Origin of the sequence: Streptomyces lincolnensis (assembly GCF_021173675.1) — a bacterium.
GTDB classification, from domain to species: Bacteria; Actinomycetota; Actinomycetes; order Streptomycetales; family Streptomycetaceae; genus Streptomyces; species Streptomyces lincolnensis_B.
The window spans coordinates 465325-487562 of sequence record NZ_JAIHON010000005.1 but is presented as its reverse complement, the minus strand read 5'-3'; the positions used below and the strand labels follow the sequence as shown (position 1 = coordinate 487562).

At 70.7% G+C, this 22238-nt stretch carries 25 protein-coding genes and 1 pseudogene; 13 read left to right on the top strand and 13 right to left on the bottom strand.

Annotation, left to right across the window (positions count from 1 at the left end; translation table 11 throughout):
• From K4B79_RS16475 to K4B79_RS16465, 3 genes are all read right to left on the bottom strand, one after another.
• Window positions 1-1608 carry an ABC transporter substrate-binding protein gene (locus tag K4B79_RS16475; protein WP_232027335.1) on the bottom strand — a complete coding sequence of 536 codons (1608 nt, stop codon included), beginning with the start codon at window positions 1606-1608 and terminating at the stop codon, window positions 1-3.
• Between the two features lie 233 nt (window positions 1609-1841).
• The gene (locus K4B79_RS16470; RefSeq protein WP_232027606.1) at window positions 1842-2765 is read right to left on the bottom strand and encodes a hypothetical protein; all 924 of its coding nucleotides are present in this window, start codon (window positions 2763-2765) and stop codon (window positions 1842-1844) included.
• Between the two features lie 80 nt (window positions 2766-2845).
• Window positions 2846-3373 (bottom strand): SigE family RNA polymerase sigma factor, encoded by a 528-nt coding sequence (locus tag K4B79_RS16465; RefSeq protein WP_232027334.1) that lies wholly within the window; start codon window positions 3371-3373, stop codon window positions 2846-2848.
• A gap of 81 nt (window positions 3374-3454) precedes the next feature.
• On the opposite strand from K4B79_RS16465, the gene K4B79_RS16460 reads away from it, so the two are divergent.
• Window positions 3455-3898 (top strand): phosphatase domain-containing protein, encoded by a 444-nt coding sequence (locus K4B79_RS16460; RefSeq protein ID WP_232027333.1) that lies wholly within the window; start codon window positions 3455-3457, stop codon window positions 3896-3898.
• A 42-nt stretch (window positions 3899-3940) separates the two neighbouring features.
• On the opposite strand, the gene K4B79_RS16455 is transcribed toward K4B79_RS16460, so the two are convergent.
• Window positions 3941-4513 (bottom strand): class I SAM-dependent methyltransferase, encoded by a 573-nt coding sequence (locus K4B79_RS16455; protein WP_232027332.1) that lies wholly within the window; start codon window positions 4511-4513, stop codon window positions 3941-3943.
• A gap of 56 nt (window positions 4514-4569) precedes the next feature.
• On the opposite strand from K4B79_RS16455, the gene K4B79_RS16450 reads away from it, so the two are divergent.
• Complete coding sequence (locus tag K4B79_RS16450) at window positions 4570-5334, top strand: AraC family transcriptional regulator (RefSeq protein WP_232027331.1); 765 nt, start codon at window positions 4570-4572, stop codon at window positions 5332-5334.
• A gap of 17 nt (window positions 5335-5351) precedes the next feature.
• On the opposite strand, the gene K4B79_RS16445 is transcribed toward K4B79_RS16450, so the two are convergent.
• Window positions 5352-6842 carry an alpha/beta hydrolase gene (locus tag K4B79_RS16445; protein WP_232027330.1) on the bottom strand — a complete coding sequence of 497 codons (1491 nt, stop codon included), beginning with the start codon at window positions 6840-6842 and terminating at the stop codon, window positions 5352-5354.
• Between the two features lie 172 nt (window positions 6843-7014).
• Between K4B79_RS16445 and K4B79_RS16440 the strand changes: the two genes are divergently transcribed.
• Window positions 7015-8220, top strand: coding sequence for an abortive phage infection protein (locus K4B79_RS16440; RefSeq protein ID WP_232027329.1), 1206 nt, complete (start codon window positions 7015-7017; stop codon window positions 8218-8220).
• A 5-nt stretch (window positions 8221-8225) separates the two neighbouring features.
• Here the strand turns inward: K4B79_RS16440 and K4B79_RS16435 are convergent, their stop codons facing one another.
• A complete protein-coding gene (locus tag K4B79_RS16435) occupies window positions 8226-9719 on the bottom strand; it encodes an alpha/beta hydrolase (RefSeq protein ID WP_232027328.1) in 1494 nt (497 codons plus the stop codon).
• 102 nt (window positions 9720-9821) lie between these two features.
• Window positions 9822-10301, bottom strand: coding sequence for a cupin domain-containing protein (locus tag K4B79_RS16430; protein WP_232027327.1), 480 nt, complete (start codon window positions 10299-10301; stop codon window positions 9822-9824).
• 204 nt (window positions 10302-10505) lie between these two features.
• Here K4B79_RS16430 and K4B79_RS16425 point away from each other — a divergent pair, with 204 nt between their 5' ends.
• A complete protein-coding gene (locus tag K4B79_RS16425) occupies window positions 10506-11342 on the top strand; it encodes a hypothetical protein (RefSeq protein ID WP_232027326.1) in 837 nt (278 codons plus the stop codon).
• Between the two features lie 57 nt (window positions 11343-11399).
• Here K4B79_RS16425 and K4B79_RS16420 read toward each other — a convergent pair.
• Window positions 11400-11633: pseudogene (locus tag K4B79_RS16420) on the bottom strand (helix-turn-helix domain-containing protein); the annotation flags it as partial.
• A 282-nt stretch (window positions 11634-11915) separates the two neighbouring features.
• On the opposite strand from K4B79_RS16420, the gene K4B79_RS16415 reads away from it, so the two are divergent.
• From K4B79_RS16415 to K4B79_RS16400, 4 genes are all read left to right on the top strand, one after another.
• On the top strand, window positions 11916-12131 hold the full coding sequence (locus K4B79_RS16415) for a hypothetical protein (RefSeq protein ID WP_232027604.1): 216 nt from the start codon (window positions 11916-11918) through the stop codon (window positions 12129-12131).
• A gap of 85 nt (window positions 12132-12216) precedes the next feature.
• Window positions 12217-12345 (top strand): recombination protein O N-terminal domain-containing protein, encoded by a 129-nt coding sequence (locus tag K4B79_RS16410; protein WP_232027325.1) that lies wholly within the window; start codon window positions 12217-12219, stop codon window positions 12343-12345.
• A complete protein-coding gene (gene recO, locus K4B79_RS16405; RefSeq protein ID WP_232027324.1) occupies window positions 12342-13088 on the top strand; it encodes a DNA repair protein RecO in 747 nt (248 codons plus the stop codon). The genes K4B79_RS16410 and recO overlap by 4 nt, the downstream gene beginning before the upstream one ends.
• 24 nt (window positions 13089-13112) lie before the next feature.
• The gene (locus K4B79_RS16400; protein ID WP_232027323.1) at window positions 13113-13946 is read left to right on the top strand and encodes an isoprenyl transferase; all 834 of its coding nucleotides are present in this window, start codon (window positions 13113-13115) and stop codon (window positions 13944-13946) included.
• A gap of 57 nt (window positions 13947-14003) precedes the next feature.
• Here K4B79_RS16400 and K4B79_RS16395 read toward each other — a convergent pair whose 3' ends face one another.
• The 4 genes from K4B79_RS16395 to K4B79_RS16380 are packed head-to-tail and all read right to left on the bottom strand — an operon-like array spanning window position 14004 to window position 17150.
• Window positions 14004-14417, bottom strand: a complete 414-nt coding sequence (locus tag K4B79_RS16395; protein ID WP_232027322.1) for a Fur family transcriptional regulator — start codon at window positions 14415-14417, stop codon at window positions 14004-14006.
• A 58-nt stretch (window positions 14418-14475) separates the two neighbouring features.
• Entirely contained in the window at window positions 14476-15378 is a 903-nt protein-coding gene (locus K4B79_RS16390; protein WP_232027321.1) for a metal ABC transporter permease, read from the bottom strand.
• Window positions 15378-16145, bottom strand: a complete 768-nt coding sequence (locus K4B79_RS16385; protein WP_232027320.1) for a metal ABC transporter ATP-binding protein — start codon at window positions 16143-16145, stop codon at window positions 15378-15380. The genes K4B79_RS16390 and K4B79_RS16385 overlap by 1 nt, the downstream gene beginning before the upstream one ends.
• 42 nt (window positions 16146-16187) lie before the next feature.
• Complete coding sequence (locus K4B79_RS16380) at window positions 16188-17150, bottom strand: zinc ABC transporter substrate-binding protein (RefSeq protein WP_232027319.1); 963 nt, start codon at window positions 17148-17150, stop codon at window positions 16188-16190.
• A gap of 173 nt (window positions 17151-17323) precedes the next feature.
• Between K4B79_RS16380 and K4B79_RS16375 the strand changes: the two genes are divergently transcribed.
• The 5 genes from K4B79_RS16375 to K4B79_RS16355 all read left to right on the top strand — a co-directional run bounded on the left by K4B79_RS16375 (window position 17324) and on the right by K4B79_RS16355 (window position 21833).
• Window positions 17324-18706, top strand: a complete 1383-nt coding sequence (locus K4B79_RS16375) for a glycine--tRNA ligase (protein WP_232027318.1) — start codon at window positions 17324-17326, stop codon at window positions 18704-18706.
• Between the two features lie 105 nt (window positions 18707-18811).
• Entirely contained in the window at window positions 18812-19420 is a 609-nt protein-coding gene (locus K4B79_RS16370; RefSeq protein ID WP_232027317.1) for a LysE family translocator, read from the top strand.
• Between the two features lie 64 nt (window positions 19421-19484).
• Window positions 19485-20489, top strand: coding sequence for an aldo/keto reductase (locus tag K4B79_RS16365; protein WP_232027316.1), 1005 nt, complete (start codon window positions 19485-19487; stop codon window positions 20487-20489).
• A gap of 24 nt (window positions 20490-20513) precedes the next feature.
• Window positions 20514-21104 carry a TetR family transcriptional regulator gene (locus K4B79_RS16360; protein ID WP_232027315.1) on the top strand — a complete coding sequence of 197 codons (591 nt, stop codon included), beginning with the start codon at window positions 20514-20516 and terminating at the stop codon, window positions 21102-21104.
• 114 nt (window positions 21105-21218) lie between these two features.
• Complete coding sequence (locus K4B79_RS16355) at window positions 21219-21833, top strand: dihydrofolate reductase family protein (protein ID WP_232027314.1); 615 nt, start codon at window positions 21219-21221, stop codon at window positions 21831-21833.
• 60 nt (window positions 21834-21893) lie between these two features.
• Here the strand turns inward: K4B79_RS16355 and K4B79_RS16350 are convergent, their stop codons facing one another.
• Complete coding sequence (locus K4B79_RS16350; RefSeq protein ID WP_232027313.1) at window positions 21894-22100, bottom strand: hypothetical protein; 207 nt, start codon at window positions 22098-22100, stop codon at window positions 21894-21896.
• Between the last annotated feature and the right edge of the window lie 138 nt (window positions 22101-22238).

The following is a 22238-nucleotide window of genomic DNA, read 5'->3' as shown; positions in this document are numbered from 1 at the left end:
CTATACCGGTTCGGCCTGAAGGAGGTTGATGCCGGGATACGGCTGGGCGCGTATGCCGGTGAGCCCGCGCGGGTCCCACGCGGTCATCAGCTCGTTGTGCACGACCGGGTAGAGGACGGCCTGTTCGGCGACGACGTCGACGTAGTCCTGGATCATCGCCTTCTTCCGCTCCGGGTCGGGCTCCCGGGTCGCCCGGTCCATGTCGCGGAAGAGCCGGCGGGCGACCGGGTCGTCGGCCCATCTGGTGTAGCCCGTCCAGAGGTTGGCGGGGCCGTGGTTGTACCGCATGATCAGATCCGCGTCGAGGCCGAACTGGTTGGGGTTCGAGGCCGCGGCGACCACCTGGTAGTCCCGCTTCTGGTCCAGCTTGGTGAAGACTGCCGTGGTCTCCTGCGGCGAGAGGGTCGTGCGGACGCCGATCGCGTCCCAGGACGCCTTGATCGTCGGCAGACAGTCGACGATCCAACTCACGTTCACCGAGAGGATGTCGACCTTCAGACCGCTCACCCCGGCCGCCTTCAGCAGCGCCCTGGCCCGGTCGGGGTCGTGGTCGTAGACCGTCTTCGCGCGCCGGTACGCGGGGTTGCCCTCGTCCAGGAAGGAGGAGGCGGGGGTGCCGTGGCCCTTGAGGGCGACCTCGACCATCTTCTCGGTGTCGATGGCGTAGCGCAGCGCCTGGCGTACACGCACGTCGTCGAAGGGCCGGTGCCCGGTGTTGAACATCAGGAACAGGTTGTTCATCCCCGCCGCGCCCGCCACCGACAGACCGGTGCCCCGCAGCTGCTCGATGTTGGCGTACGGGATGTTGTCGGCGACCTGCGCGCCCGCGTGCGACCCGGAGATCCGCGCGACGCGCGGGGCGGCGTCCACGATCGTCAGCCAGTTCATCTTCCGGAAGGCGGGCGGGCGCGGGCCGTTGTAGCCGTCGAAGGCGGCGAACGTGGTGTTCGACCTGGGGTGGTGAGCGGTCTGCCGGTACGGTCCCGAGCCCACCGCGAGGCCCTTGATCGCCTCGTCCCAGGCGCCGGGCCGGGAGAAGACGTGCCGGGGCATGATCTTCGCCAGGGTGAGCCGCGAGACCCCCTCGGGGAAGGGAAACCTGAGCACCAGCTCGACCCCGCGGGCGCCGGTCCTGCGGACGCTCTCCAGCCAGCCGGCGAAGAAGCCCTGGGCGAGGGTCCGGGTGTCCGGGGCGAGGATCCGGTCGAAGGTGAAGACCACGTCGTCGGCGGTGACGGGCCGCCCGTCGTGGAAGACGGCACCCTCCCGCAGGGTGAACCTCCAGGACGTGCCCGCGAGTTCCCGCGGCCCCGGCAGGCCGGTGGCGAGCGCCGGGTACGGCTCGCGGGAGATCGGGTCGGTGTCCAGCAGCCCTTCGTAGACATGGTGGTTGGCGGCCATGGAGAACGCGGACGCGGTCTGCGTGGGATCCCAGCTGCCGTCGTTGCCGTAGCCGATGACCGCCGTCAGCGTGCTGCTCGCGCCGCCGGAGTCGCCGTACTCGATCGTGGACTCCGGGCCGCAGGACGCCACCGACGGGAGGAGTACGGCGCCCGCCCCGAGCGCCCCGGTGTGCTTCAGGAAGGCCCGGCGGTTCGCGTCGCGCACGGTTCCTCCAGCGAGAGGGGGAGATAGGACGTCCTACGTCCTGGCGTCAGCGCGACCTTAGGTGGGGGTATGGGGGCGGTCAAGGAAACACACGCGAATGGGTGCATCTGCCACAGGTCGGCCCAATGGCAAGCCCGGAAAGGCCGCGTCCGGAGAACGGCGGCCCGGGGGCGCCGACCCCTGTACGGCGCCCCCGGGCCTCCTGCCACCGATTGGCTTTCGTTCGGGCAGGGCTACTGGATGGTCTTCTGGTACGTCGGATCCTGATCGGAGTCGTAGATCTGCGTGCCCTTCGCGTCGTAGCCCTTGATCCGGGGCGTCCTGGTGACCTGCTGCTCCAGGACGCCGGCGGCGATGAACCAGCCGTGGTCCAGGGCGGCTTCGGCGGTCGTGTCGCCGTAGGAGACGGTCACCCTGGCCACCGACGGTTCGACCGTCCCGATGACACCCCAGCGGAACGGAAGCTTCCAGTTGCCCTGGTCGATGGCCGACTGGCGGAACAGCTTGCCGCCGTTGCTGTCGGCCAGCACCGGCGGGGAGTCCGGCTGCCGGTCGCCGCCGACACTCGTGTTGAGCCCGGACGCCTCACCGTCCTTGATGTGGCAGATCAACCGGGTCTCGGTCGGCTTCTCCTTGACGGCGACGATGTACCGGCCGTCACCGGGCGAGTTGGAGTCACCGGTGCTGTTCAGCGCCAGGATGATCCGGTAGTCGTCGGCCGCGCCCAGGTCCTGGTCGAACGAATCGGGCCCTGGCGAGACCCGGTTGGCCGCGATGTCCCGGTCGTATGCCAGGCACTTCTCCAGCCCGTCCGCCGCCTGCGCGAGGGTGATCCCGTCGAGCAACTGGCCCGGAGTGGCCGGGCCCGCCGGTCCGGACGGGGTGGGGGAGGGCGTCGGCGTCGGGGCATAGGTCGCGCTCACCGACGGTGTCGCGGCCGTCGTGTGCGCGGCCCCGTCCGGACCGCCCAACGCGTACGCGCCCACCGGTGCCGCCGCCAGCGTCACCAGGACCGCCCCGGCCGCCGCCGCCCGGCGCCGCCGCTCGACCACGCCCTTGCGGCGGATGACGGGATACGGCACCGGCGACGGCCGGATCGCGTACGCGTCCTCGGCCAGCAGCCCGCGCAACTGCTCCTCGAAGTCCCGGTCGCCCAGCGGCCCCGCACCCGCCTCCGCGTCCGTGGTCTCCCCGAAGTCCCCCTGCTCCGACGGCTCCTGCCGCCGCTGGTCCTCGCTCACCTGGTGCCTCCCTGCGGGGCGCGGTCCATGACCTGCGCGAGCCCCGGATACGTACGCAACTTCGCCAGCCCCTTGGACGCCTGGCTCTTCACCGTGCCGGGGGAGCAGCCGAGGATCTCGGCGACCTCCGCCTCGGACAGGTCCTCCCAGTACCGCATGACGATCACCGCCCGCTGCTTCGGCGGCAGCCCGGCCAGCGCGCCGAGCAGCACCCCCCGCTCGTCGACCCGCGACACGGCCTCGTCCCGCCCCGCGCGCTCCGGCGGCGCCGCGGTCAGTGCCTCCGCGACGCGCCGCTTGCGGAACCGGTCGCTGTTGCAGGTGACCAGCATCCGGCGGACGTACGCCTCCGGGTTGTCGCTGCGGGACACCCGCCGCCACGAGCGGTACGCCTTCGCCAACGCCGTCTGTGTCAGGTCCTCGGCGTGGTGGGCGTCGCCCGTGAGCAGGTACGCGGTCCGCACGAGCCGGGTCCAGCGGGCCCGGACGAATTCCTGGAACTGGGCCTCTTGTTCGGCCTGCATCAAGCACCCTCCCTCGCCCTCCAGACCACCGTTGCCGCGGATTCGGTTGCCCGGGATCCCGCAGCGGGATCGAATGGGCCCATGGTGAGTGCGAAACGGTGGGACGAACAGGACGAGGGAGTGCTCCGGCTGCCCTCCGGACGACTGGTGCGGGGCCGAGGACTGCGGCACCCCTTGGACCCCGGAGCGCCACGCCCGTCGTACGGCGTCTATCTGCTCGGCAAGCGGCCTCCCGAGGTCTCCTGGGAGTCCCGCTGGCTGCGCTGGCCCGACTTCCGCCTCCCGGCCGACCGCGCGGCCGCCCGCGCGCTGCTCACCGAGGCCTGGGAGCGGTCCGCCGACGAGCGCGTGGAACTCGCCTGCGGCGGCGGACGCGGCCGCACGGGGACGGCCCTGGCCTGTCTGGCGGTCCTGGACGGCGTACCCGCCGAGGAGGCCGTCGCGTATGTGCGGGAGCACTACGACCGGCACGCGGTGGAGACCCCCTGGCAGAAGCGTTATGTACGGCGGTTCGGGACCGTCTAGATGTACGGCGGTTCGGGACTGTCCAGCCCGTGCCGGGCCCTGTCAGGGCTTGCGCGCGCGGAAGCGGATGCCGTTGGAGCGGGGGTGGCGGTCGACGCGTACGTCGGTGAAGCCGGTCTTCTCCAGACGGGCCGGCAGGACGGCCGGGTCCAGGGTGGTGCGGGTGTCCCAGAGGTGCAGGACCCGGAAGCCGAAGCTGGAGAGGCTGTCGTTGCCGGCGAAGGTGCCGCCGGGGCGCAGCACGCGGAACGCCTCGGCGAAGATGCCGTCCTGCTGAGTGGCCGTGGGCACGTGGTGGAGCATCGTGAAGGAGAGCACGGAGTCGAAGGAGCCGTCCGGGAGCGGGAGTTCGGCCCCGTCGGCGTGCAGGATCCGGACGCGGTCGCCCCATTGCTCCCGGAGCAGGCGGACCGTGTCCGCGTCGATCTCGGCGCCGGTCAGCCGGGGCACCCGCTCCACCAGGACGCGGAGGTTGGCCCCGTAGCCCGGCCCGATCTCCAGGACGTCCTCGCCGAGGTCGACGCCCTCCAGAGCCCAGGGCAGGATCAGCTCCCGGGTGGTCCTGGCCCACTTCTCGGAGCTGCACAGCTTGCGGTGAACGCGGTTCATCGGCATGAGGGCGACGCTAGGCGCGGTCCGGGAGTGTCCGCCACGGGCTAGGCTGCCGACCCATGTCGCGAAACGGACAGCAGCCCGTCGTGGTCGCTCCCGCCGGCATCGTCGTCGGCCACTTCACCATGCCGCGCGGTACCGCCTACCCCACGCACTGGCACTCCCTGCACCAACTCGCCTGGTCCGCGCGGGGGTTGCTGCGGGTGCGCGGCGAGCGGGGCGTGTGGCTGCTGCCGCCGTCGCTGGCCCTGTGGATCCCGGCGGGAGTTCCGCACCGGACGGAGTCGGCCAGTGACGCCGTCATGCGCAGCCCGTACGTCGACCCGGTGTGCTGGCCCCACATCGACCTGCGCGATCCGACCGTCCTCGCGGTCACGCCCCTGCTGCGGGCCCTCATCGACCACCTGGTCCGCACCGACCTCCCCCAGGACGCCCGCCGTCGCGCCGAGGCCGTCCTCCTCGACGAACTGCACCCCGTGCCCGTGGCCGGCGTCGCCGTGCCCCTGCCCCGTGATCCACGGGCCCGCGCGGTCGCCGAGGCGCTGCGGGACGCCCCCGCGGACGCGCGGACACTGGCGGACTGGGGCACCGTGGCCGGGGCGAGCGCCCGGACGCTGGCCAGGCTGTTCGTCGCCGGGACCGGGCTCGCGTTCGGGCAGTGGCGGGAGCGGGCGCGGATGGAGGCGGCGATGCCGTACCTGGCGGCGGGGCTGCCCGTGGAGGCCGTGGCGCACCGGGTCGGATACGCCACGGCCAGTTCTTTTACGGCGGCTTTCCATCGGTTGGTGGGGGTGACGCCGCGGGAGTACTTCCCGGTGAGATGAGGTGAGGTGAGGTGGGCTCAGTCGCAGTGCAGGTCCGCCGGGGGCCGTATGCCGGTGGCGAGGAAGCGGGAGGCGGTCGCGTCGCCGCAGGCGTTGCCGTTGCGGAGGTAGGCGCCGTGGCCGGTGGAGTCCACGGTGACCATGACGGCACGACGGCCGAGGGCCTCGCGCAGCTTGAGCGCGCCGCTGAGGGGGGTCGCCACGTCCCGCTCGTTCTGGATGAGCAGGACGTTGGAGGGCCCGCGGCCGGTGACGCGCACCGGAGGCTCCTTCGGGGTCCACGGCCAGGCGGCGCACACCATGGCGTTCCTCGGCAGGCCCGCGGTCAGCGGGTACTTCGCGCGGCTCTCGGCGACGCCCTTCTCGTACCCGGCGGCGTCGCGCGGCCAGGCGGCGTCGTTGCAGAGGGTGGCGGAACCGACCGCGACGAGATTCTGCGCGGTCTGCTCCGGCGGGGCCGGGGGAAGGGGCGGGACCGTGCCTTTGCGGGCCGCGTTGATCAGCTCGGCCAGGGCCGGGTAGTTGTCGGGGTCGTAGAGGGCGTCCAGCATGGTCTGGCGCAGGACGTTGCCGTTGAGTTCCTCGGGGTTGGCGCCGGGCCAGGGGATCGGCTCGCGGTCCAGGCGGGCGGCGAGGCGGAGGAAGAGCGGGCGGACCTCGGCCGCGGTGCGGGCGACGCGGTCCTTGCCGCGCTCGGGTGCGGAGGCCCACTCGGCGAACACCGGGAAGTTGTCCTCGACACCCACCTCGTACGCCTGGAGCCAGGCGCGCTCCGCCCGGACCGGGTCCGGATTGTCGTTGCTGTCCAGCACGACGCGGTCGGTGCGGTACGGGAACATCTCCATGTAGGCGGCGCTGACATACGTGCCGTACGAGACCGCCCAGGCCGAGATCCTCTGCTCGCCCAGCGCGGCCCGGACGCGGTCCAGGTCACGGGCGTTGTTCTTGGTGCTGATGTGCTTCATCAGCTCACCCCCGTTGCCCGTACAGGCGTCCGCCACGCGCCGGGCGGTGGCCATGTTCTCGGCGACGGAGCCGTCGGGGGCGGGCCAGGGCCGCAGCCTGGACAGCGCCAGGTCCTCGTGGGCGAGGCCGCAACTCACCGGGGCCGAGGGGGCGTTCCCGCGCGGGGCGATCCCGATCAGGTCGTAGGCGTCACGCACCTCCTGCGGCAGCTTCTGTCCCTTGCCCGAGGGGGCGTCGAGGCTCGTGCCCCCCGGCCCGCCGGGGATCAGGAGTAAGGCGCCACGGTGGGCCGACGGCTTCTCGGCGGGGATGCGGGAGACGGCGAGGTCGATCTTCGGGCCGTCCGGGTCGGCGTAGTCCATCGGCACGGCGACGGTCGTACATTCCTGTCTGGGGTCGAGGCCCGTGCCCGCGCACGTGCTCCACTTCAGCGGCGAGGACGAGGACTTGTCGGCGGCGGACGCGGTCAGCGGCGTGACGACACCGAAGACGATGCCGGAGGCGGCGGCTATCAGGGCCGCGCTCTGCGTGATCTGCTTCATGCCCACGAGCCTCGGCCATCCCGCCCGTCCGCCACATCCGGGCAACAACCCTGTATTTACTGGGGCTTACCCCCTAAGGAGTCCTCGGGGAGCCGCACCTCATCCCTTGGTAGCCGCGCCGTAGACCATCGGCGGACGGCGCCGGGAAGGCGGTCTCGGCACAGTGGCGGACATGGAGAAGACCAACGGGACCAGCGGAACCAACGGGATCAAGGGGATCAACCGGGCGCAGTTCCTGGCAGGGGCGGCGGCCGTCGGGCTCGCGGGGGCGCTGCTGCCGACGGGGCGGGCCGAGGCGAGCGGCGGGGGAGAAGAAGTCGGGGGAGAGGGAGTTGGAGGAGAGGGAGGCGGCGGCCGGGGTCTCACCCGGCGGGGTGTCGTCTACACCCTGGTCGAGGGGGAGACCCCGGCCACCGCCTTCAGCCTCGCCCGGATGCGCGAGGACATCCGCGTCATCCGTGACGACCTGCACGCCGACACCGTGGACGTCACCGGCGACGGCGTGGAGCGCCTGACGGCCACCGCCGCCGAGGTCGCCGAACGCGGTATGCACGTCTGGCTCCAGCCGACCCTCACCGACCGACCGCAGAAGGAGACTCTGGAACACCTCGCGGAGTGCGGCCGGTTCGCGGAGCGGCTGCGCCGGCAGGGCGCGAGCGTGGAGTTCAGCGTGGGCTGCGAGTTCTGGCTGCTCGTCCCCGGCATCGTGCCCGGCGCGGACGTCATGGAGCGCATCCGCAACCTGCTGAGCGGCACCGTCGACTGGGAGCAGATGCAGCGCCGCCTCGACCGCTTCACCGCGGAGGCCGCGCGGGTGGGCCGCTCCGTCTTCCGCGGCCGGCTGAGCTACGCCGCCGCCCAGGACGACCGGGTCGACTGGAACCTCTTCGACGTCGTCGGCATCGACTACTACTCGTACCACCGCGACCGGCGCGAGTACGTCAAGGAGCTGAAGAGCTACCTGCGCTGGGGCAAGCCGGTCGCCATCACCGAGTTCGGCACCTGCACCTACGTCGGCGCCCCCGAGGCGGGCGGCATGGGCTGGGACATCGTCGACTACGACAAGAACCCACCGGAGATCAAGGGAAACCCGGTCCGCAGCGAACGCGTCCAGGCCGCCTACGTCACCGACCTCCTGGACGTCTTCGAGTCCATGAACCTCTACGCGGCGATGGCCTTCGAGTTCCTCACCGCCGACGCCCCGCACCACCCCCACGACCCCCTCCACGACCTCGACCTGGCCGGCTACGGCATCACCAAGGCCGTCAGGGACCGCCCGGACGACCCGGACTCCCCCTGGCGCCGGGAGCCGAAGGAGGCCTTCCACGCCCTGGCGCGGCGGTACGCCAGGGCGTGCCGGGCGGGTCGGAAGCCGTAGGGGGCTCAGCGGCAGTAGGTGTCGCGGGCCGGCCGCTCCCCGGTGGCCAGGAAGTGGGAGACCTTGGCGTCGCCGCAGGCGTTGCCGTTGCCGAGGTAGGCGTCGTGGCCGGTGGAGTTGACGAGGACCATGACCGCGCGCTCGCCGAGGGCCGTGCGGAGTTTGAGGGCGCCGCTCACGGGGGTGGCGACGTCCCGCCGGTTCTGTATGAGCAGGATGTTCGAGGGGCCCTGGTCGGTGATGCGGACCGGGGGCTCCTTCGGGGTCCACGGCCAGGCGGCGCACGCCGTGGCGCTCCTGGGCATGCCGGCCGTGAGGGGGAACGTCGCGCGGCTCTCGGCGACGCCCTTCTCGTACCCGGCGGCATCGCGCGGCCAGGCGGCGTCGTTGCAGAGGGTGGCGTGGGCGACCGCGTAGCCGTTCTGGAGGAGATCCGCGGGCGGGGGCTCGGGAGCGGGTGGGACCGTGACCTTGCGGGCCGCGTTGATCAGTTCGGCGAGACCGGGGAAGCCCTCGGGGTCGTAGAAGGCGTCGATCATCGCCTGGCGCAGTTCGGTGCCGTTCAGCTCCTCGGGGTTGGCGCCGGGCCAGGGGATCGGCTCGCGGTCCAGGCGGGCGGCGAGGCGGAGGAAGAGGGGGCGGACCTCGGCGGCCGTGCGGGCGACGCGGTCCTTGCCCCGCTCGGGTGCGGAGGCCCATGCGGCGAACACCGGGAAGGTGTCCTCCACGCCCGCCTCGAACCCGGCGTAGGTGGCCCGGCCCGCCCCGACGGCGGGGTCGGGATAGGGGTTGCTGTCCAGCACGAAACGGTCGGTGCGGTGCGGGAACAACTGGGCGTAGGTGGCGGCCGCGTAGCTGCCGTACGACAGGCCCCAGGCGGAGATCCTGCGCTCGCCGAGCGCGGCGCGGACGCGGTCCAGGTCCCGGGCCTCGTTCAGGGTGCTGATGTGCCGGATCAGCTCGCCGCCGTTGCGCTCGCAGGCCTTGGCCTGGCGTCGCGCGGTCGCCATGGTCCCGTCCAGCGAGCCGTCCGCGTCGGGCCAGGGGAACAGCTTCGTCCGGGCCAGGTCACCGGGGGCGAAGTCGCAGGTCACGGAGGTGGAGGGGATCATGCCGCGCGGGGCGAAGCCGATCAGGTCGTAGGCGTCCCGCACCTTCTGCGGCAGCTTCTGCCCCTTGGTGGACGGCTCGGTCAGACTGTCCCCGCCCGGCCCGCCGGGGACGATGAGCAACGCGCCACGACGGGCCGACGGATCCTCGCTCCTGATCCGGGAGACGGCGATGCCGATCGTCCGCCCGCCCGGATCGGCGTAGTCCAGGGGCACCGACACCGTCGCGCACTCCTGACGCGGATCGAGCCCCTCCCCCTCGCACTTGGCCCACGCCGGCGACGACGGAGCGGGCCCGTCCTCGGCGGACGCGGTGAGCGGCGCGACGAGCCCGAACACGACTCCCGAGGCGACGGCGATCAGGGTGAGGCTCTTCGTGGTCTGCTTCATGCACAGCAGCCTGCCGGAACATCACGCAGCGTGACATCGGGGGAACAGCCGTAATTCTCTTGGGGTTTACCCCAGGAACGCGCCTCCGGGATGTCCCTTGACTCACAAGAAGTAACTGTCGTGCCGCACCTGGAACTCCCGCAGCTCCTCCCCGCCCTTCCGCGCGAACTCCGCGACCTGCTCGAAGTACTCCTCGCGCGGTGCGCCCGGTGAGAAGAGCATCAGCATCGACACCGGGTCGTCGCTGTCGTTCTTGAAGGCGTGCAGGCCGCCGACCGGCACGTAGAGGAAGTCCCCCTGCCGGCCGGTGACCCACTTCTCGCCGTCGTACAGCGCGATCTCGCCGGACAGGACGTAGAAGGACTCCGAGATCGACCGGTGGAAGTGCGTCTTCGCCCCCGGGGCCCTCGGCCCCATGTCCACCTTGTACAGCCCGAACTCCCCGCCCGTGGACGTGTGACTGGCGAGGTAGTGCGTGCGGGTGCCCCCGGGCGAGACGATGTCGGGCGGTGTGTCGGCGGAACGGAACACGGCGTTGATCTCGCCGTTCTCACCCAGGTAGCGCGGCTCCGGATACGACATGTGCGGGTCCCCTTCGCGGCTCGTGACGCGTTGCTCGGTACGACGACTCTCGCGCATCCGGGGCGCGCCCGTCATCGTGCGCAAGATCGAGGCGGGACCGAGGCGGGACCGAGGCGGGACCGAGCCGTTCTGAGGCTTCGGGCCTACTCCCGGCGGTGGAAAAACCGGGCGACGCCCGCGCGGGACCGTGTCACCCTGACCTGCGTGACGCTGCCCGCCACCACGCCCTACGACGCCGACCGCTCCGCCTACTCCCGCGAGGCGCTCGCCCGAATCGCCCTCTGCTCGCAGGCCGTGAGCACCGCGCGCACCGCGAGCGTGCTGGTGGTGACCCGAAACGACGTGGACACCGGGCCGGGCGGGCGTGCCGGCGAGGCGCTCTCGCTGATCCGGCTCGCCGAGTGCGCGCTGACGCGGGCGGTCGTGTACGAGCGGGAGCGGGGCGCGTCCTGGGAGGACATCGGGCGGTACCTGGAGCTCGGCCCGGCCGAGGCGGAGGAGCGGTTCGCGCCCGCCCTCGCCCGCTGGGAGGAGGCGCTCGCGACACCGCGCCGGCTCGATCCGACCGGCCGCAAGATCGTCACCCTGCTTCCGGCCGGTGCCTACGACCCCAAGGGCGCCGTCCGCAGCCTCGACCTCTGGGCCCGCCGGCACCTCTACATCAACGACCGGCACCCGGTCAGCGACGGCCTGTCCGGCAGCCCGGCCCCGCACGACCTGGAGGGCCGGATCCGCCTCGGTGACGTCCGCCGCTTCCTGGAAGTGCTCTCCGGCTATGTGGGCCAGTACGGGGACGACTTGGCCTGGGACGAGATCGCCCGCGGTCTCGAACCGACCGACGACAGCGTGGCCGCGTGGTACACGCACACGATGGAGGGCTCGATGCACCTGGTCCGAGTCCGCCTCGCGCATGCCCGGCCGCGCGACTCCTACGAAGCCGTCGAGTCGGACACCGTCTCCGTCGTCGTCACCGGGTCCGACGACTCCGCCCTGAGCCTGCGCGTCGACACGCTCCTGGACGTCTTCGGCGTCGGTCGCTGACCGTACGCACGAACTCCGGTATGACATGCGCGAAGTACTCGCGTATCACCCGCCCTTGATGAGCTTCCTGCACAACCGCTCGAAAATACCGTCGGTTTGCAGCACCTCGTCAATCCTCTGGGCGATATCGAGCTGGGGCTATCGAATGGCCTGCTCGAACTGACCGATATAAGCTCCGGAGACGAAGACACGTAACCCAAGCTCCACTTGGGGGATCCCCGCGTCTTCCCTTCTCCGCCTCAGCTCTGCCCCGAAGAACTCCCCGACCGCCTGCCGCGAACCATTGGCCACAGCCAACCGCGCTCCGTTGACCTGCACTTGTAGTCCACAGACTCCTGCCGAGTGTAGGCGCAGAGAGTCGTCGTGGAGATGTGAAGAGTGAAACTCGGAGGGAAAGGGGAGCACGCTGGAGTCGCACGTCTCGGCGGTCCGCGTCGGAGAAGCGGAGGAAACGGTGAAGGAATTGCGTGGGGTGCGGGCTATGACGGGAATTACGCTGCCGTCAATAAGGCTCGATCAGGTGGGCCTTGCAGGGAAGGAGCCGTGTCCGCTCGTGGAATTGGTGGGGCGATGATGAAGCCGCCGGTCGGCGCGTATGTGATGGACACCCGCAGCGGAAGGGTGGGAGTCGTCATGGGGCACGAGGGGCCCTACATCCAGCTGAGACCGTACGGCGGCGGCCGGGAGTGGGACGCGGACCCCGGCGCGGTGCGGCACGCCACCCCGGCGGAGCGGCTGAGCGCGGCGACGGCGTACGCCAACGCCCGGAGCCGGGGCGAGGTCCCTTGAAGCGGTGGGGGACCCTGTGAAGCGGTAGGGAACCCCGTGGGCGCAGGGGGCACGGGGCGCGGCCGCCGTAGGCGAGAATGGGTCCATGAGTCTGTTCCGCGACGACGGCATCGTGCTGCGCACCCAGAAGCCGGGTGAGGCGGACCGGATCATGCTGCGATCTTCCGGGGGGCGACCCCTGTACCCCCGGCAGGGCTGCGGTGGTGTGCGATGAGTCTGTTCCGCGACGACGGCATCGTGCTGCGCACCCAGAAGCTGGGTGAGGCGGACCGGATCATCACGCTGCTCACGCGCGGGCACGGGCGGGTGCGGGCCGTGGCTCGGGGGGTGCGGCGGACGAAGTCGAAGTTCGGGGCCCGGCTGGAGCCGTTCTCCCATGTCGACGTGCAGTTCTTCGCGCGGGGGAGCGAGCTGATCGGGCGCGGCCTGCCGCTGTGCACGCAGAGCGAGACCATCGCTCCGTACGGCGGCGGGATCGTCAGCGACTACGCCCGCTACACCGCCGGGACGGCCATGCTGGAGACGGCCGAGCGGTTCACCGACCACGAGGGCGAACCGGCGGTGCAGCAGTATCTGCTCCTCGTCGGCGCCCTGCGGACGCTGGCCCGGGGCGAGCACGCCCCGCACCTCGTCCTGGACGCCTTCCTGCTGCGTTCCCTCGCCGTGAACGGGTACGCGCCCAGCTTCAGCGACTGCGCGAAGTGCGGGATGGCCGGGCCGAACCGGTTCTTCTCGGTCGGCTCCGGAGGCTCGGTCTGCGTGGACTGCCGGGTGCCGGGGAGCGTCGTACCGTCGCCGCAGACCCTGGAACTCCTCGCGGCGCTGCTTACGGGAGACTGGGAGACCGCGGACGCGAGCGAGCCGCGGCATGTCCGGGAGGGCAGCGGGCTGGTGTCCGCCTACCTGCACTGGCATCTGGAACGCGGGCTGCGTTCGTTGCGTTACGTAGAGAAGTAAGCCGTAAGAGGAGACGAGAAGCACATGGCCGTACGCGGGATCCTGGGTCGCCAGCGCCGCGAGTACAAGACGCCGGAGCCGCACCCGTCGGGTGCCCGCGCGCCGAAACTCCCGGGTGAGCTGATCCCGAACCATGTGGCGATCGTCATGGACGGGAACGGCCGCTGGGCGAAGGAGCGCGGCCTGCCGCGCACCGAGGGCCACAAGGTCGGCGCCGAGCGCGTGCTGGACGTCCTGCAGGGCGCGGTCGAGATGGGCGTCGGCAACATCTCGCTGTACGCCTTCTCCACCGAGAACTGGAAGCGCTCGCCGGAGGAGGTGCGGTTCCTGATGAACTTCAACCGCGACTTCATCCGCAAGACCCGCGACCAGCTCGACGAACTCGGGATCCGGGTGCGCTGGGTCGGCCGGATGCCCCGGCTGTGGAAGTCCGTCGCCAAGGAGCTCCAGGTCGCCCAGGAACAGACGAAGGACAACGACAAACTCACCCTGTACTTCTGCATGAACTACGGCGGCCGCGCCGAACTCGCCGACGCGATGCAGGCCATGGCCGAGGACGTGAAGGCGGGCAGGCTCGACCCGGCGAAGGTGTCCGAGAAGACGATCCAGAAGTACCTGTACTACCCGGACATGCCGGACGTCGACCTCTTCCTGCGCCCCAGCGGCGAGCAGCGCACGTCCAACTACCTGCTCTGGCAGAGCGCCTACGCCGAGATGGTCTTCCAGAACGTCCTGTGGCCCGACTTCGACCGCCGCGATCTCTGGCGCGCGTGCGTGGAGTTCGCCTCCAGGGACCGGCGGTTCGGCGGCGCCGTCCCGAACGAGGAGCTGCTCGCCATGGAGGGCAAGCAGGAGTAGTCACGCACGAAGGGGCGCCCGGTGGTGATCCGGGCGCCCCTTCATGCGTTCACAGTGTCACTTCTTCGCCGCGCACTCCGCGCACGTACCGAAGATCTCCACCGTGTGGGCCACGTTCACATAGCCGTGTTCCGCGGCGATGGCCTCGGCCCACTTCTCGACGGCCGGGCCCTCGACCTCGACGGCCTTGCCGCAGACGCGGCAGACGAGGTGATGGTGGTGGTCGCCGGTGGAGCAGCGGCGGTAGACGGACTCGCCGTCGGAGGTCCGCAGGACGTCGACCTCGCCGGCGTCGGCGAGCGTCTGCAGGGTGCGGTAGACCGTGGTCAGGCCGACGGAGTCACCTTTGTGCTTGAGCATGTCGTGCAGTTCCTGCGCACTGCGGAACTCGTCGACCTCGTCGAGCGCCGCCGCCACGGCGGCACGCTGCCGGGTGGCGCGGCCCTTCACGGACGGTCCAGCGGTCGTCACCGTTGCCTCCTCGCGTCTGCACTTGCCGGGCCATTGTGCCAGCCCGGACTGTGCCGAGTCAGACGCCGACCTTTCCCCCGGTTCCCCGACTGGCCGGAATCGCACACTCCGCGGGGTCCCCGGCGGGCTGTCGGGCGGCCAGTGAGCGTGCCCGGCGCCGGGCCAGCGGGGTCGCCAGCGCGGTCAGCACGATGAAGGCCGCGATGGTCAGCAGCACGATCGTCGCGCCGGGCGGCACGTCCTGGTAGTACGAGGTGACCGTACCGCCGATCGTCACGCCGACGCCGATGGCCACCGCGATCGCGAAGGTGGCCGCGAAGCTGCGGCTCAGCTGCTGGGCCGCAGCCACCGGGACCACCATCAGCGCGCTGACCAGCAGCAGGCCCACCACGCGCATCGCGACCGTCACCGTCACCGCGGCCGTGATCGCCGTCAGCAGGTTCAGCGCCCGCACCGGCAGACCGGTGACCCGCGCGAACTCCTCGTCCTGGCTGACCGCGAAGAGCTGGCGGCGCAGACCGAGGGTGACCAGCACCACGAAGGCCGCGAGCAGACAGATCGCCGTGACGTCCGATTCCGACACCGTCGACAGCGAGCCGAAGAGGTACGACGTCAGATTGGCGTTGGAGCCCGTCGGCGCGAGGTTGATGAACATCACGCCGCCGGCCATACCGCCGTAGAAGAGCATTGCCAGCGCGATGTCGCCGCGGGTCTTGCCGTACCAGCGGATCAGTTCCATCAGGACGGCGCCGAGGACGGACACGATCGTGGCCGTCCACACCGGGGACCAGGAGAGCAGGAAGCCGAGTCCGACGCCGGTCATCGCCACGTGGCCGATGCCGTCGCCCATCAGGGCCTGGCGGCGCTGGACGAGGTAGATGCCGATCGCGGGGGCGGTGATGCCGACCAGGACGGCGGCGAGCAGGGCCCGCTGCATGAAGGCGTAGTCGAGGAATTCCATCAGCTCAGCAGTCCCGTCCGGATCGGTTCGGCGTCGTGAGCCGCGTGCGGGTGGACATGGTCGTGGCCGGGCAGGGCGTGCTGGCCGACCGCGCGCGGGGGCGGGCCGTCGTGCAGCACGCAGCCGTCGCGCAGGACGACCGCCCGGTCGATCAGGGGCTCGAGGGGGCCGAGTTCGTGCAGCACGAGCAGCACGGTCGTGCCCTGGGAGACCTGCTCCTCAAGGGTCCGCGCGAGCACCTCCTGGCTGGCCAGGTCCACGCCCGCCATCGGCTCGTCCATGATCAGCAGTTCGGGTTCGGAGGCCAGGGCGCGGGCGATCAGGACCCGCTGGTGCTGGCCGCCGGAGAGGGCGTTCACGGAGTCCTTGGCGCGGTCGGCCATGCCGACCAGCTCCAGGGCGGCGCGCACGGCCTTCCGGTCCGCCCCGCGCAGCACCCCGAAGCGGGCCCGGGAGAGCCGGCCGGAGGAGACGATCTCGGTCACGGTGGCGGGCACACCGCCCGCGGCCGTGGTGCGCTGCGGGACGTAGCCCACGCGCGCCCAGTCGCGGAAGCGGCGGCGCGGGGTCCCGAACAGCGTGATCTCGCCGGCGCCGACGGGCACCTGGCCGATGATGCTGCGGATCGCGGTCGACTTGCCGGAGCCGTTGGCTCCGAGCAGCGCGACGACCTCACCGCGCCGGACGGTGAGGTCGATGCCGCGCAGGACGGGCCGCGAGCCCAGCTCGGCGTGGACGCCGCGCATCGATATGACGGGCTCGCTCATGAGTCGTCCTCCGTACTGCCGTTCGTCACTTGGTTCCCAACGTCACTTGGCTCCCAGAGCCGTCTTCAGCGACTTGAGATTGGACTCCATGACCTGGAAGTAGTCCTCGCCCTTGGACTTGTCGGTGATGCCTTCGAGCGGGTCGAGGACATCGGTCTTGAGGTTGGCGTCCTGGGCGAGGGTCTTCGCGGTCTTGTCCGACACCAGGGTCTCGTAGAACACGGTGGTGACGCCGTCGGCCTTGGCCTCGGTCTGGAGTTCCTTGATCCGGGCCGGGCTGGGCTCGCTCTCCGGGTCCAGGCCGGAGATGGCCTCCTGGGTCAGGCCGTAGCGCTCGGCGAGGTAGCCGAAGGCGGCGTGGTTGGTGAAGAAGACCTTGGTCCTGGTGTTCTTCAGGCCGTCCGTGAACTGCGTGTTCAGGTCGGCCAGCTTCTTCGCCAGCGCGTCCGCGTTCTTGCGGTAGTCGGCCGCGTGGTCCGGGTCGGCCTTCTCCAGGGCCTTGGCGACGCCCTCGGCGACCTCGGCGTACTTCACGGGGTCGAGCCAGATGTGCGGGTCGAGGGCGTGCTCCTCCTCCTCGGCGGGAGCTTCCTCGGCGGGGGCCTCCTCGCCCTCGTGCTCGTGCTCGACCGAGCCGTGGTCCTCCAGCTTGGTCAGCGTGGCCGCGTCGATCTTCGTCTTGACGCCGGACTGCGCGACGGCCTCGTCGACCGCCGGCTGGAGCGTCTTGAGGTAGAGCACCGCGTCCGCCTCGCCGAGGTCGGCGGTCTGCCGGGTGGAGAGCTCCAGGTCGTGCGGCTCCTGACCGGGCTCGGTGAGCGTGGTGACGTTCACATGCTCCCCGCCGATCTGCTCGGCGAGGAACTGCATCGGGTAGAACGACGCGACGACGTCGAACTTGTCCGTGTTGCCCGCCGCGTCGCCCTCGCTGGAGCAGGCGGTGAGGGTGGTGAGGCCGAGGGCGGCCGTGGCCACGGTGGGTATGAGTCGACGACGTACGTTCATGACACTCATTTTCAACAAAATTGGAAACGGTTGTCAACAAAGCGTGGTAGGGGCCCCAGGGCGGACCGATTTGATTGGAGGGCAGGCCGCGCCGGTAACCTGAGGCATTCGCTCTGAAGCACTGCTCCCCCAGAGACTGCTTCGTCGCCCGTCGTCGTAATGAAGAGAGCACCGTGGCCGCCGACAAGATCGACACCATCGTCAGCCTGAGCAAGCGCCGTGGCTTCGTATTCCCGTGCAGTGAGATCTACGGTGGCCAGCGCGCCGCCTGGGACTACGGACCGCTGGGTGTCGAGCTCAAGGAGAACCTGAAGCGCCAGTGGTGGCGCTACATGGTGACGTCGCGCGAGGACGTGGTCGGTATCGACTCGTCCGTCATCCTGGCCCCCGAGGTGTGGGTCGCCTCCGGTCACGTCGCCACCTTCTCCGACCCGCTCACCGAGTGCACCTCCTGCCACAAGCGGTTCCGCGCGGACCACCTGGAGGAGGCCTACGAGGCGAAGAAGGGCCACGCCCCGGAGAACGGCCTGGCGGACGTGAACTGCCCCAACTGCGGCAACAAGGGCCAGTTCACCGAGCCCAAGCAGTTCTCGGGTCTGCTCTCCACCCACCTCGGCCCGACCCAGGACACCGGCTCCATCGCCTACCTGCGCCCCGAGACCGCGCAGGGCATCTTCACCAACTTCGCCCAGGTGCAGACCACTTCGCGCCGCAAGCCGCCGTTCGGCATCGCGCAGATGGGCAAGTCCTTCCGCAACGAGATCACGCCCGGCAACTTCATCTTCCGCACCCGCGAGTTCGAGCAGATGGAGATGGAGTTCTTCGTCAAGCCGGGCGAGGACGAGACGTGGCAGGAGTACTGGATGGAGCAGCGCTGGAACTGGTACACCGGCCTGGGCCTGCGCGAGGAGAACATGCGGTGGTACGAGCACCCGAAGGAGAAGCTCTCCCACTACTCCAAGCGCACCGCTGACATCGAGTACCGCTTCCAGTTCGGCGGCAACGAGTGGGGCGAGCTGGAGGGTGTCGCCAACCGCACCGACTACGACCTCGGCGCCCACTCCAAGGCCTCCGGCCAGGACCTCTCCTACTTCGACCAGGAGGCCGGCGAGCGCTGGACGCCGTACGTCATCGAGCCGGCGGCCGGTGTCGGACGCGCGATGCTCGCGTTCCTGCTCGACGCCTACATCGAGGACGAGGCGCCGAACGCCAAGGGCAAGCTGGAGAAGCGCACGGTGCTGCGCCTCGACCACCGGCTCGCTCCCGTCAAGGTCGCGGTGCTGCCGCTGTCCCGGAACCCGGAGCTGTCCCCGAAGGCCAAGGGGCTGGCCGCGGCGCTGCGCCAGAACTGGAACATCGAGTTCGACGACGCGGGCGCGATCGGCCGCCGCTACCGGCGCCAGGACGAGATCGGTACGCCGTACTGCGTGACGGTCGACTTCGACACCCTTGAGGACAACGCCGTGACGGTGCGCGAGCGGGACTCCATGAAGCAGGAGCGCGTGTCGCTGGACCAGATCGAGGGCTACCTGGCCGGGCGGCTCGTCGGCTGCTAGGCACTCCGCTCCGATCGGCTGCTGGGCGCTCCGCGCCGATTGGCCCTCGATACGGGTACCCGGGTGGTCCTGTATCGGGGGCCGACGCATGTCCAGGGTGGGCGCATGAGTATCGCGTTTCTCCTCACCACCCTCATCGTCTGTGTCACCCCCGGGACCGGGGTCGTCTACACCCTCGCCGCCGGGCTCTCCCGTGGTCGCCGGGCCAGTGTGGTCGCGGCGGCGGGCTGCACGCTGGCGATCGTTCCGCATGTGCTGGCGACCGTGACCGGCCTGGCCGCCCTGTTGCACGCGAGCGCGACGGCGTTCCAGGTACTGAAGTACGCCGGGGTCGTCTATCTGCTCTACATGGCGTGGGCCATGGCCCGGGACAAGAGCGCGCTCGACGTCTCCCAGGACGCCACACCCGCCTCGGCGCGGCAGGTGGTCGCGCGGGCCGTGCTGATCAACGTGCTCAATCCCAAGGTGACGATCTTCTTCCTGGCCTTCCTGCCGCAGTTCGTGGACGCCGATCGGCCGCACTCCGGGCTGCGGATGCTGGCGCTGGGCGGGGTGTTCATGGTGGTCACGTTTCTCGTCTTCGTGGTGTACGGCCTGCTCGCGGCCTCGGTGCGGCAGCACGTGATCTCCCGCCCGAGGGTGATGGCGTGGCTGCGGCGGGGGTTCGCGGGGTCGTTCGTGATGCTCGGGGGGAAGCTGGCGTACGACGGCTGAGGTGTCCGTGAATGACAGCTGACAGATATTGAAATCTGTCAGCTGTCATGCCAAGCTTGGTGTCATGACGATGAGCACCCGAACCCTCGGATCCACCGGCCCCCAGGTCTCCGCTCTCGGACTCGGCTGCATGGGCATGTCCGCCCTGTACGGCGGCGCCGACCGCGCCGAGTCGATCGCCACGATCCACGCCGCCCTGGAAGCGGGCGTGACCCTGATCGACACCGGCGACTTCTACGGCATGGGCCACAACGAACTCCTGATCGGCGAGGCGCTGCGCACCGCGCCCGCCGTCCGGCGCGAACAGGCGCTCGTCAGCGTGAAGTTCGGCGCCCTGCGCGCCCCCGACGGCGGCTGGTCCGGCTACGACGGCCGGCCTGCCGCCGTGAAGAACTTCGCCGCGTACTCGCTCCAGCGCCTCGGCGTCGACCACATCGACGTCTACCGCCCCGCCCGCCTCGACACCGACGTACCCATCGAGGAGACGGTCGGCGCGATCGCCGAACTGATCGAGAAGGGGTACGTCCGGTACGTCGGCCTGAGCGAGGTCGGCGCCGAGACCATCCGCCGGGCCGCCGCCGTCGCGCCCGTCGCCGACCTCCAGATCGAGTACTCCCTGATCTCGCGCGGCATCGAGGCCGAGATCCTGCCCGTCACCCGTGAACTGGGCATCTCCGTCACGGCGTACGGCGTGCTGTCCCGCGGGCTGATCTCCGGCCACTTCAGCGCCGACCGGCAGCTCGCCGCGGACGACTTCCGCGCCCACTCGCCCCGCTTCCAGGGCGAGAACCTCCGGCACAACCTGAACCTGGTCGAGGCGCTGCGCGAGATCGCCGAGCGCAAGGGCGTCTCGGTCGCGCAGACCGCCATCGCCTGGGTGCTCTCGCGCGGCGAGGACATCGTGCCGCTCGTCGGCGCCCGCACCCGGGAGCGGCTGGCGGAGTCGCTCGGCGCGCTGGACGTGACGCTGGACGCGGCCGACCTCGCGGCGATCGAGGAGGCCGTACCGGCCGGGGCGGCCGCCGGTGAGCGCTACGCGGCGGCGCAGTTGGCCCAGGTCGAGCGCTGACGGGCGGCCGGGTACGGTCAGCTCATGCCACCGACCAGCGAGACCCTGACCGCCGAGCGCATCCTCGAAACCACCGAGGAGGTACTGCGCCGCCACGGCCCCGCCAAGGCCACCGTGGTCGACGTGGCCCGCGCGCTCGGCGTCAGCCACGGCAGCGTCTACCGGCACTTCCGGACCAAGGCGGCGCTGCGCGCGGCGGTGACCAAGCGGTGGCTGGACCGGGCGACGGACGCCCTGGCGGCCGTGGCCGACGCGCCGGACCGCGACCCGGAGGCCCGGCTGCGCGACTGGCTCCTCGCCCTCTTCGACGCCAAGCGCCGCAAGGCGGGCGACGATCCCGAGCTGTTCGCCACGTACTCGGTGCTGACCGACGAGAACGGCGGCGTGGTCGGCGAGCACATCGCGGAACTGACCGGCCAGCTGACCCGGATCCTCCAGGACGGCGTCGGCTCCGGCGCCTTCGCCGTCGACGATCCGGCCACCTCCGCCCGCGCCGTCTTCCAGGCCACCGCCCGCTTCCACGACCCCTGCCACTCCCGTGAGTGGAAAGAACCGGGCGTGGAGCGGGAGTTGGAGGCGGTCGTGGAGCTGTTGCTGCGGGGGCTGCGGGCCTGAACTGGGGGACTCACCGCTGGAATGGCCGCCGGTGTCGAATGCGGTGGTTCCCGATCGACGTGAGGGTGAAGGCAGCGAAGGCAGTACCTCTCACCGTTTCAGGAGCCCCTCATCATGATCGTGACCACGGATCTGGCCGTCTCGCTCGACGGATACATCGCCGGCGCCGGCGTCTCTCCCGACAACCCGGGAGGCGACGGCGCCGAGCCGCTCTTCGAGTGGATCCACAACCTCGCGAGCTGGCGGGAGCGCCAGGGCATGACCGGCGGGGAGGACAACCGCGACTCCGAGCTGATGCGGGAGTGGTTCGACGCCACCGGGGCGGTGGTCATGGGGCGGACGATGTACGACACGGGGGAGGAGTTCTGGGGCGACAACCCGCCCTTCAGGACCCCGGTCTTCGTGCTGACCCATCGGCCCCGGCCGACGCTGGTCAAGGAGGGCGGCACCACGTTCACCTTCGTCACCGACGGCATCCACAGTGCGCTGGAGCGGGCGAAGGCGGTGGCCGGGGGCCGGAACGTCGACATCGCGGGCGGGGCGAGCACGGTACGGCAGTACCTCGCGGCGCGGCTCATCGACGAGATGCAGCTGCACGTGGTGCCCGCGCTGCTCGGGGACGGACTGCGGCTCTTCGACGGGCCTGATCTGGGCCCGCGGCGGCTGGAGCCGGTGCGGGTGGTCGACACGGGCCTCGCCACCCACCTGAAGTACCGCTTCGGGGAGTGAGCGGCCCCTTGTGACGGCTCTGCTCGGCTGTGACCGCGTTCGGCTCGCCTGTGACCGCGCTCAGCTCGCCGTCGGGTCCACCGTCGCCTGGTGTTCCTCCGCCAGATGTTCCTCCGCCTTCAGCCACGGCAGGAACTGCGCGCCCTTGGACCAGCCGCAGGTGTCACATCTGATCGTGCGCTGAGCGCCCTTCCGCTGTACCCGGACGACGTGCTCCCGCCCGTGCTGGTCCCAGCGGCTCACCTTGCTGGTGTCTATCTGCGGCATGACGCCTCCGGGTCCGGTTCAACGCTGTCCGCATGGAGTGTGCAGCAAGGTCAACATCAACGGGGGAACTCCACGGGGTGTTCACGCGGGCGTGATGGACAAAGACCGGGCGGAGTGCGGGATGACTCTCCGAACTGC

Excerpts from the sequence above, each read along its gene's own strand:
- recO (WP_232027324.1), top strand. The coding sequence starts at position 12,342 with ATGAGTCTGTTCCGCGACGACGGCATCGTGCTGCGCACCCAGAAGCTG.
- K4B79_RS16445 (WP_232027330.1), bottom strand. The coding sequence starts at position 6,842 with ATGAAGCAGATCACGCAGAGCGCGGCCCTGATAGCCGCCGCCTCCGGC.
- K4B79_RS16460 (WP_232027333.1), top strand. The coding sequence starts at position 3,455 with ATGGTGAGTGCGAAACGGTGGGACGAACAGGACGAGGGAGTGCTCCGG.
- K4B79_RS16355 (WP_232027314.1), top strand. The coding sequence starts at position 21,219 with ATGATCGTGACCACGGATCTGGCCGTCTCGCTCGACGGATACATCGCC.
- K4B79_RS16465 (WP_232027334.1), bottom strand. The coding sequence starts at position 3,373 with ATGCAGGCCGAACAAGAGGCCCAGTTCCAGGAATTCGTCCGGGCCCGC.
- K4B79_RS16430 (WP_232027327.1), bottom strand. The coding sequence starts at position 10,301 with ATGTCGTATCCGGAGCCGCGCTACCTGGGTGAGAACGGCGAGATCAAC.
- K4B79_RS16370 (WP_232027317.1), top strand. The coding sequence starts at position 18,812 with ATGAGTATCGCGTTTCTCCTCACCACCCTCATCGTCTGTGTCACCCCC.
- K4B79_RS16450 (WP_232027331.1), top strand. The coding sequence starts at position 4,570 with ATGTCGCGAAACGGACAGCAGCCCGTCGTGGTCGCTCCCGCCGGCATC.
- K4B79_RS16440 (WP_232027329.1), top strand. The coding sequence starts at position 7,015 with ATGGAGAAGACCAACGGGACCAGCGGAACCAACGGGATCAAGGGGATC.
- K4B79_RS16365 (WP_232027316.1), top strand. The coding sequence starts at position 19,485 with ATGACGATGAGCACCCGAACCCTCGGATCCACCGGCCCCCAGGTCTCC.
- K4B79_RS16435 (WP_232027328.1), bottom strand. The coding sequence starts at position 9,719 with ATGAAGCAGACCACGAAGAGCCTCACCCTGATCGCCGTCGCCTCGGGA.
- K4B79_RS16410 (WP_232027325.1), top strand. The coding sequence starts at position 12,217 with ATGAGTCTGTTCCGCGACGACGGCATCGTGCTGCGCACCCAGAAGCCG.
- K4B79_RS16455 (WP_232027332.1), bottom strand. The coding sequence starts at position 4,513 with ATGCCGATGAACCGCGTTCACCGCAAGCTGTGCAGCTCCGAGAAGTGG.
- K4B79_RS16390 (WP_232027321.1), bottom strand. The coding sequence starts at position 15,378 with ATGGAATTCCTCGACTACGCCTTCATGCAGCGGGCCCTGCTCGCCGCC.
- K4B79_RS16360 (WP_232027315.1), top strand. The coding sequence starts at position 20,514 with ATGCCACCGACCAGCGAGACCCTGACCGCCGAGCGCATCCTCGAAACC.
- K4B79_RS16385 (WP_232027320.1), bottom strand. The coding sequence starts at position 16,145 with ATGAGCGAGCCCGTCATATCGATGCGCGGCGTCCACGCCGAGCTGGGC.
- K4B79_RS16350 (WP_232027313.1), bottom strand. The coding sequence starts at position 22,100 with ATGCCGCAGATAGACACCAGCAAGGTGAGCCGCTGGGACCAGCACGGG.
- K4B79_RS16380 (WP_232027319.1), bottom strand. The coding sequence starts at position 17,150 with ATGAACGTACGTCGTCGACTCATACCCACCGTGGCCACGGCCGCCCTC.
- K4B79_RS16415 (WP_232027604.1), top strand. The coding sequence starts at position 11,916 with ATGAAGCCGCCGGTCGGCGCGTATGTGATGGACACCCGCAGCGGAAGG.
- K4B79_RS16400 (WP_232027323.1), top strand. The coding sequence starts at position 13,113 with ATGGCCGTACGCGGGATCCTGGGTCGCCAGCGCCGCGAGTACAAGACG.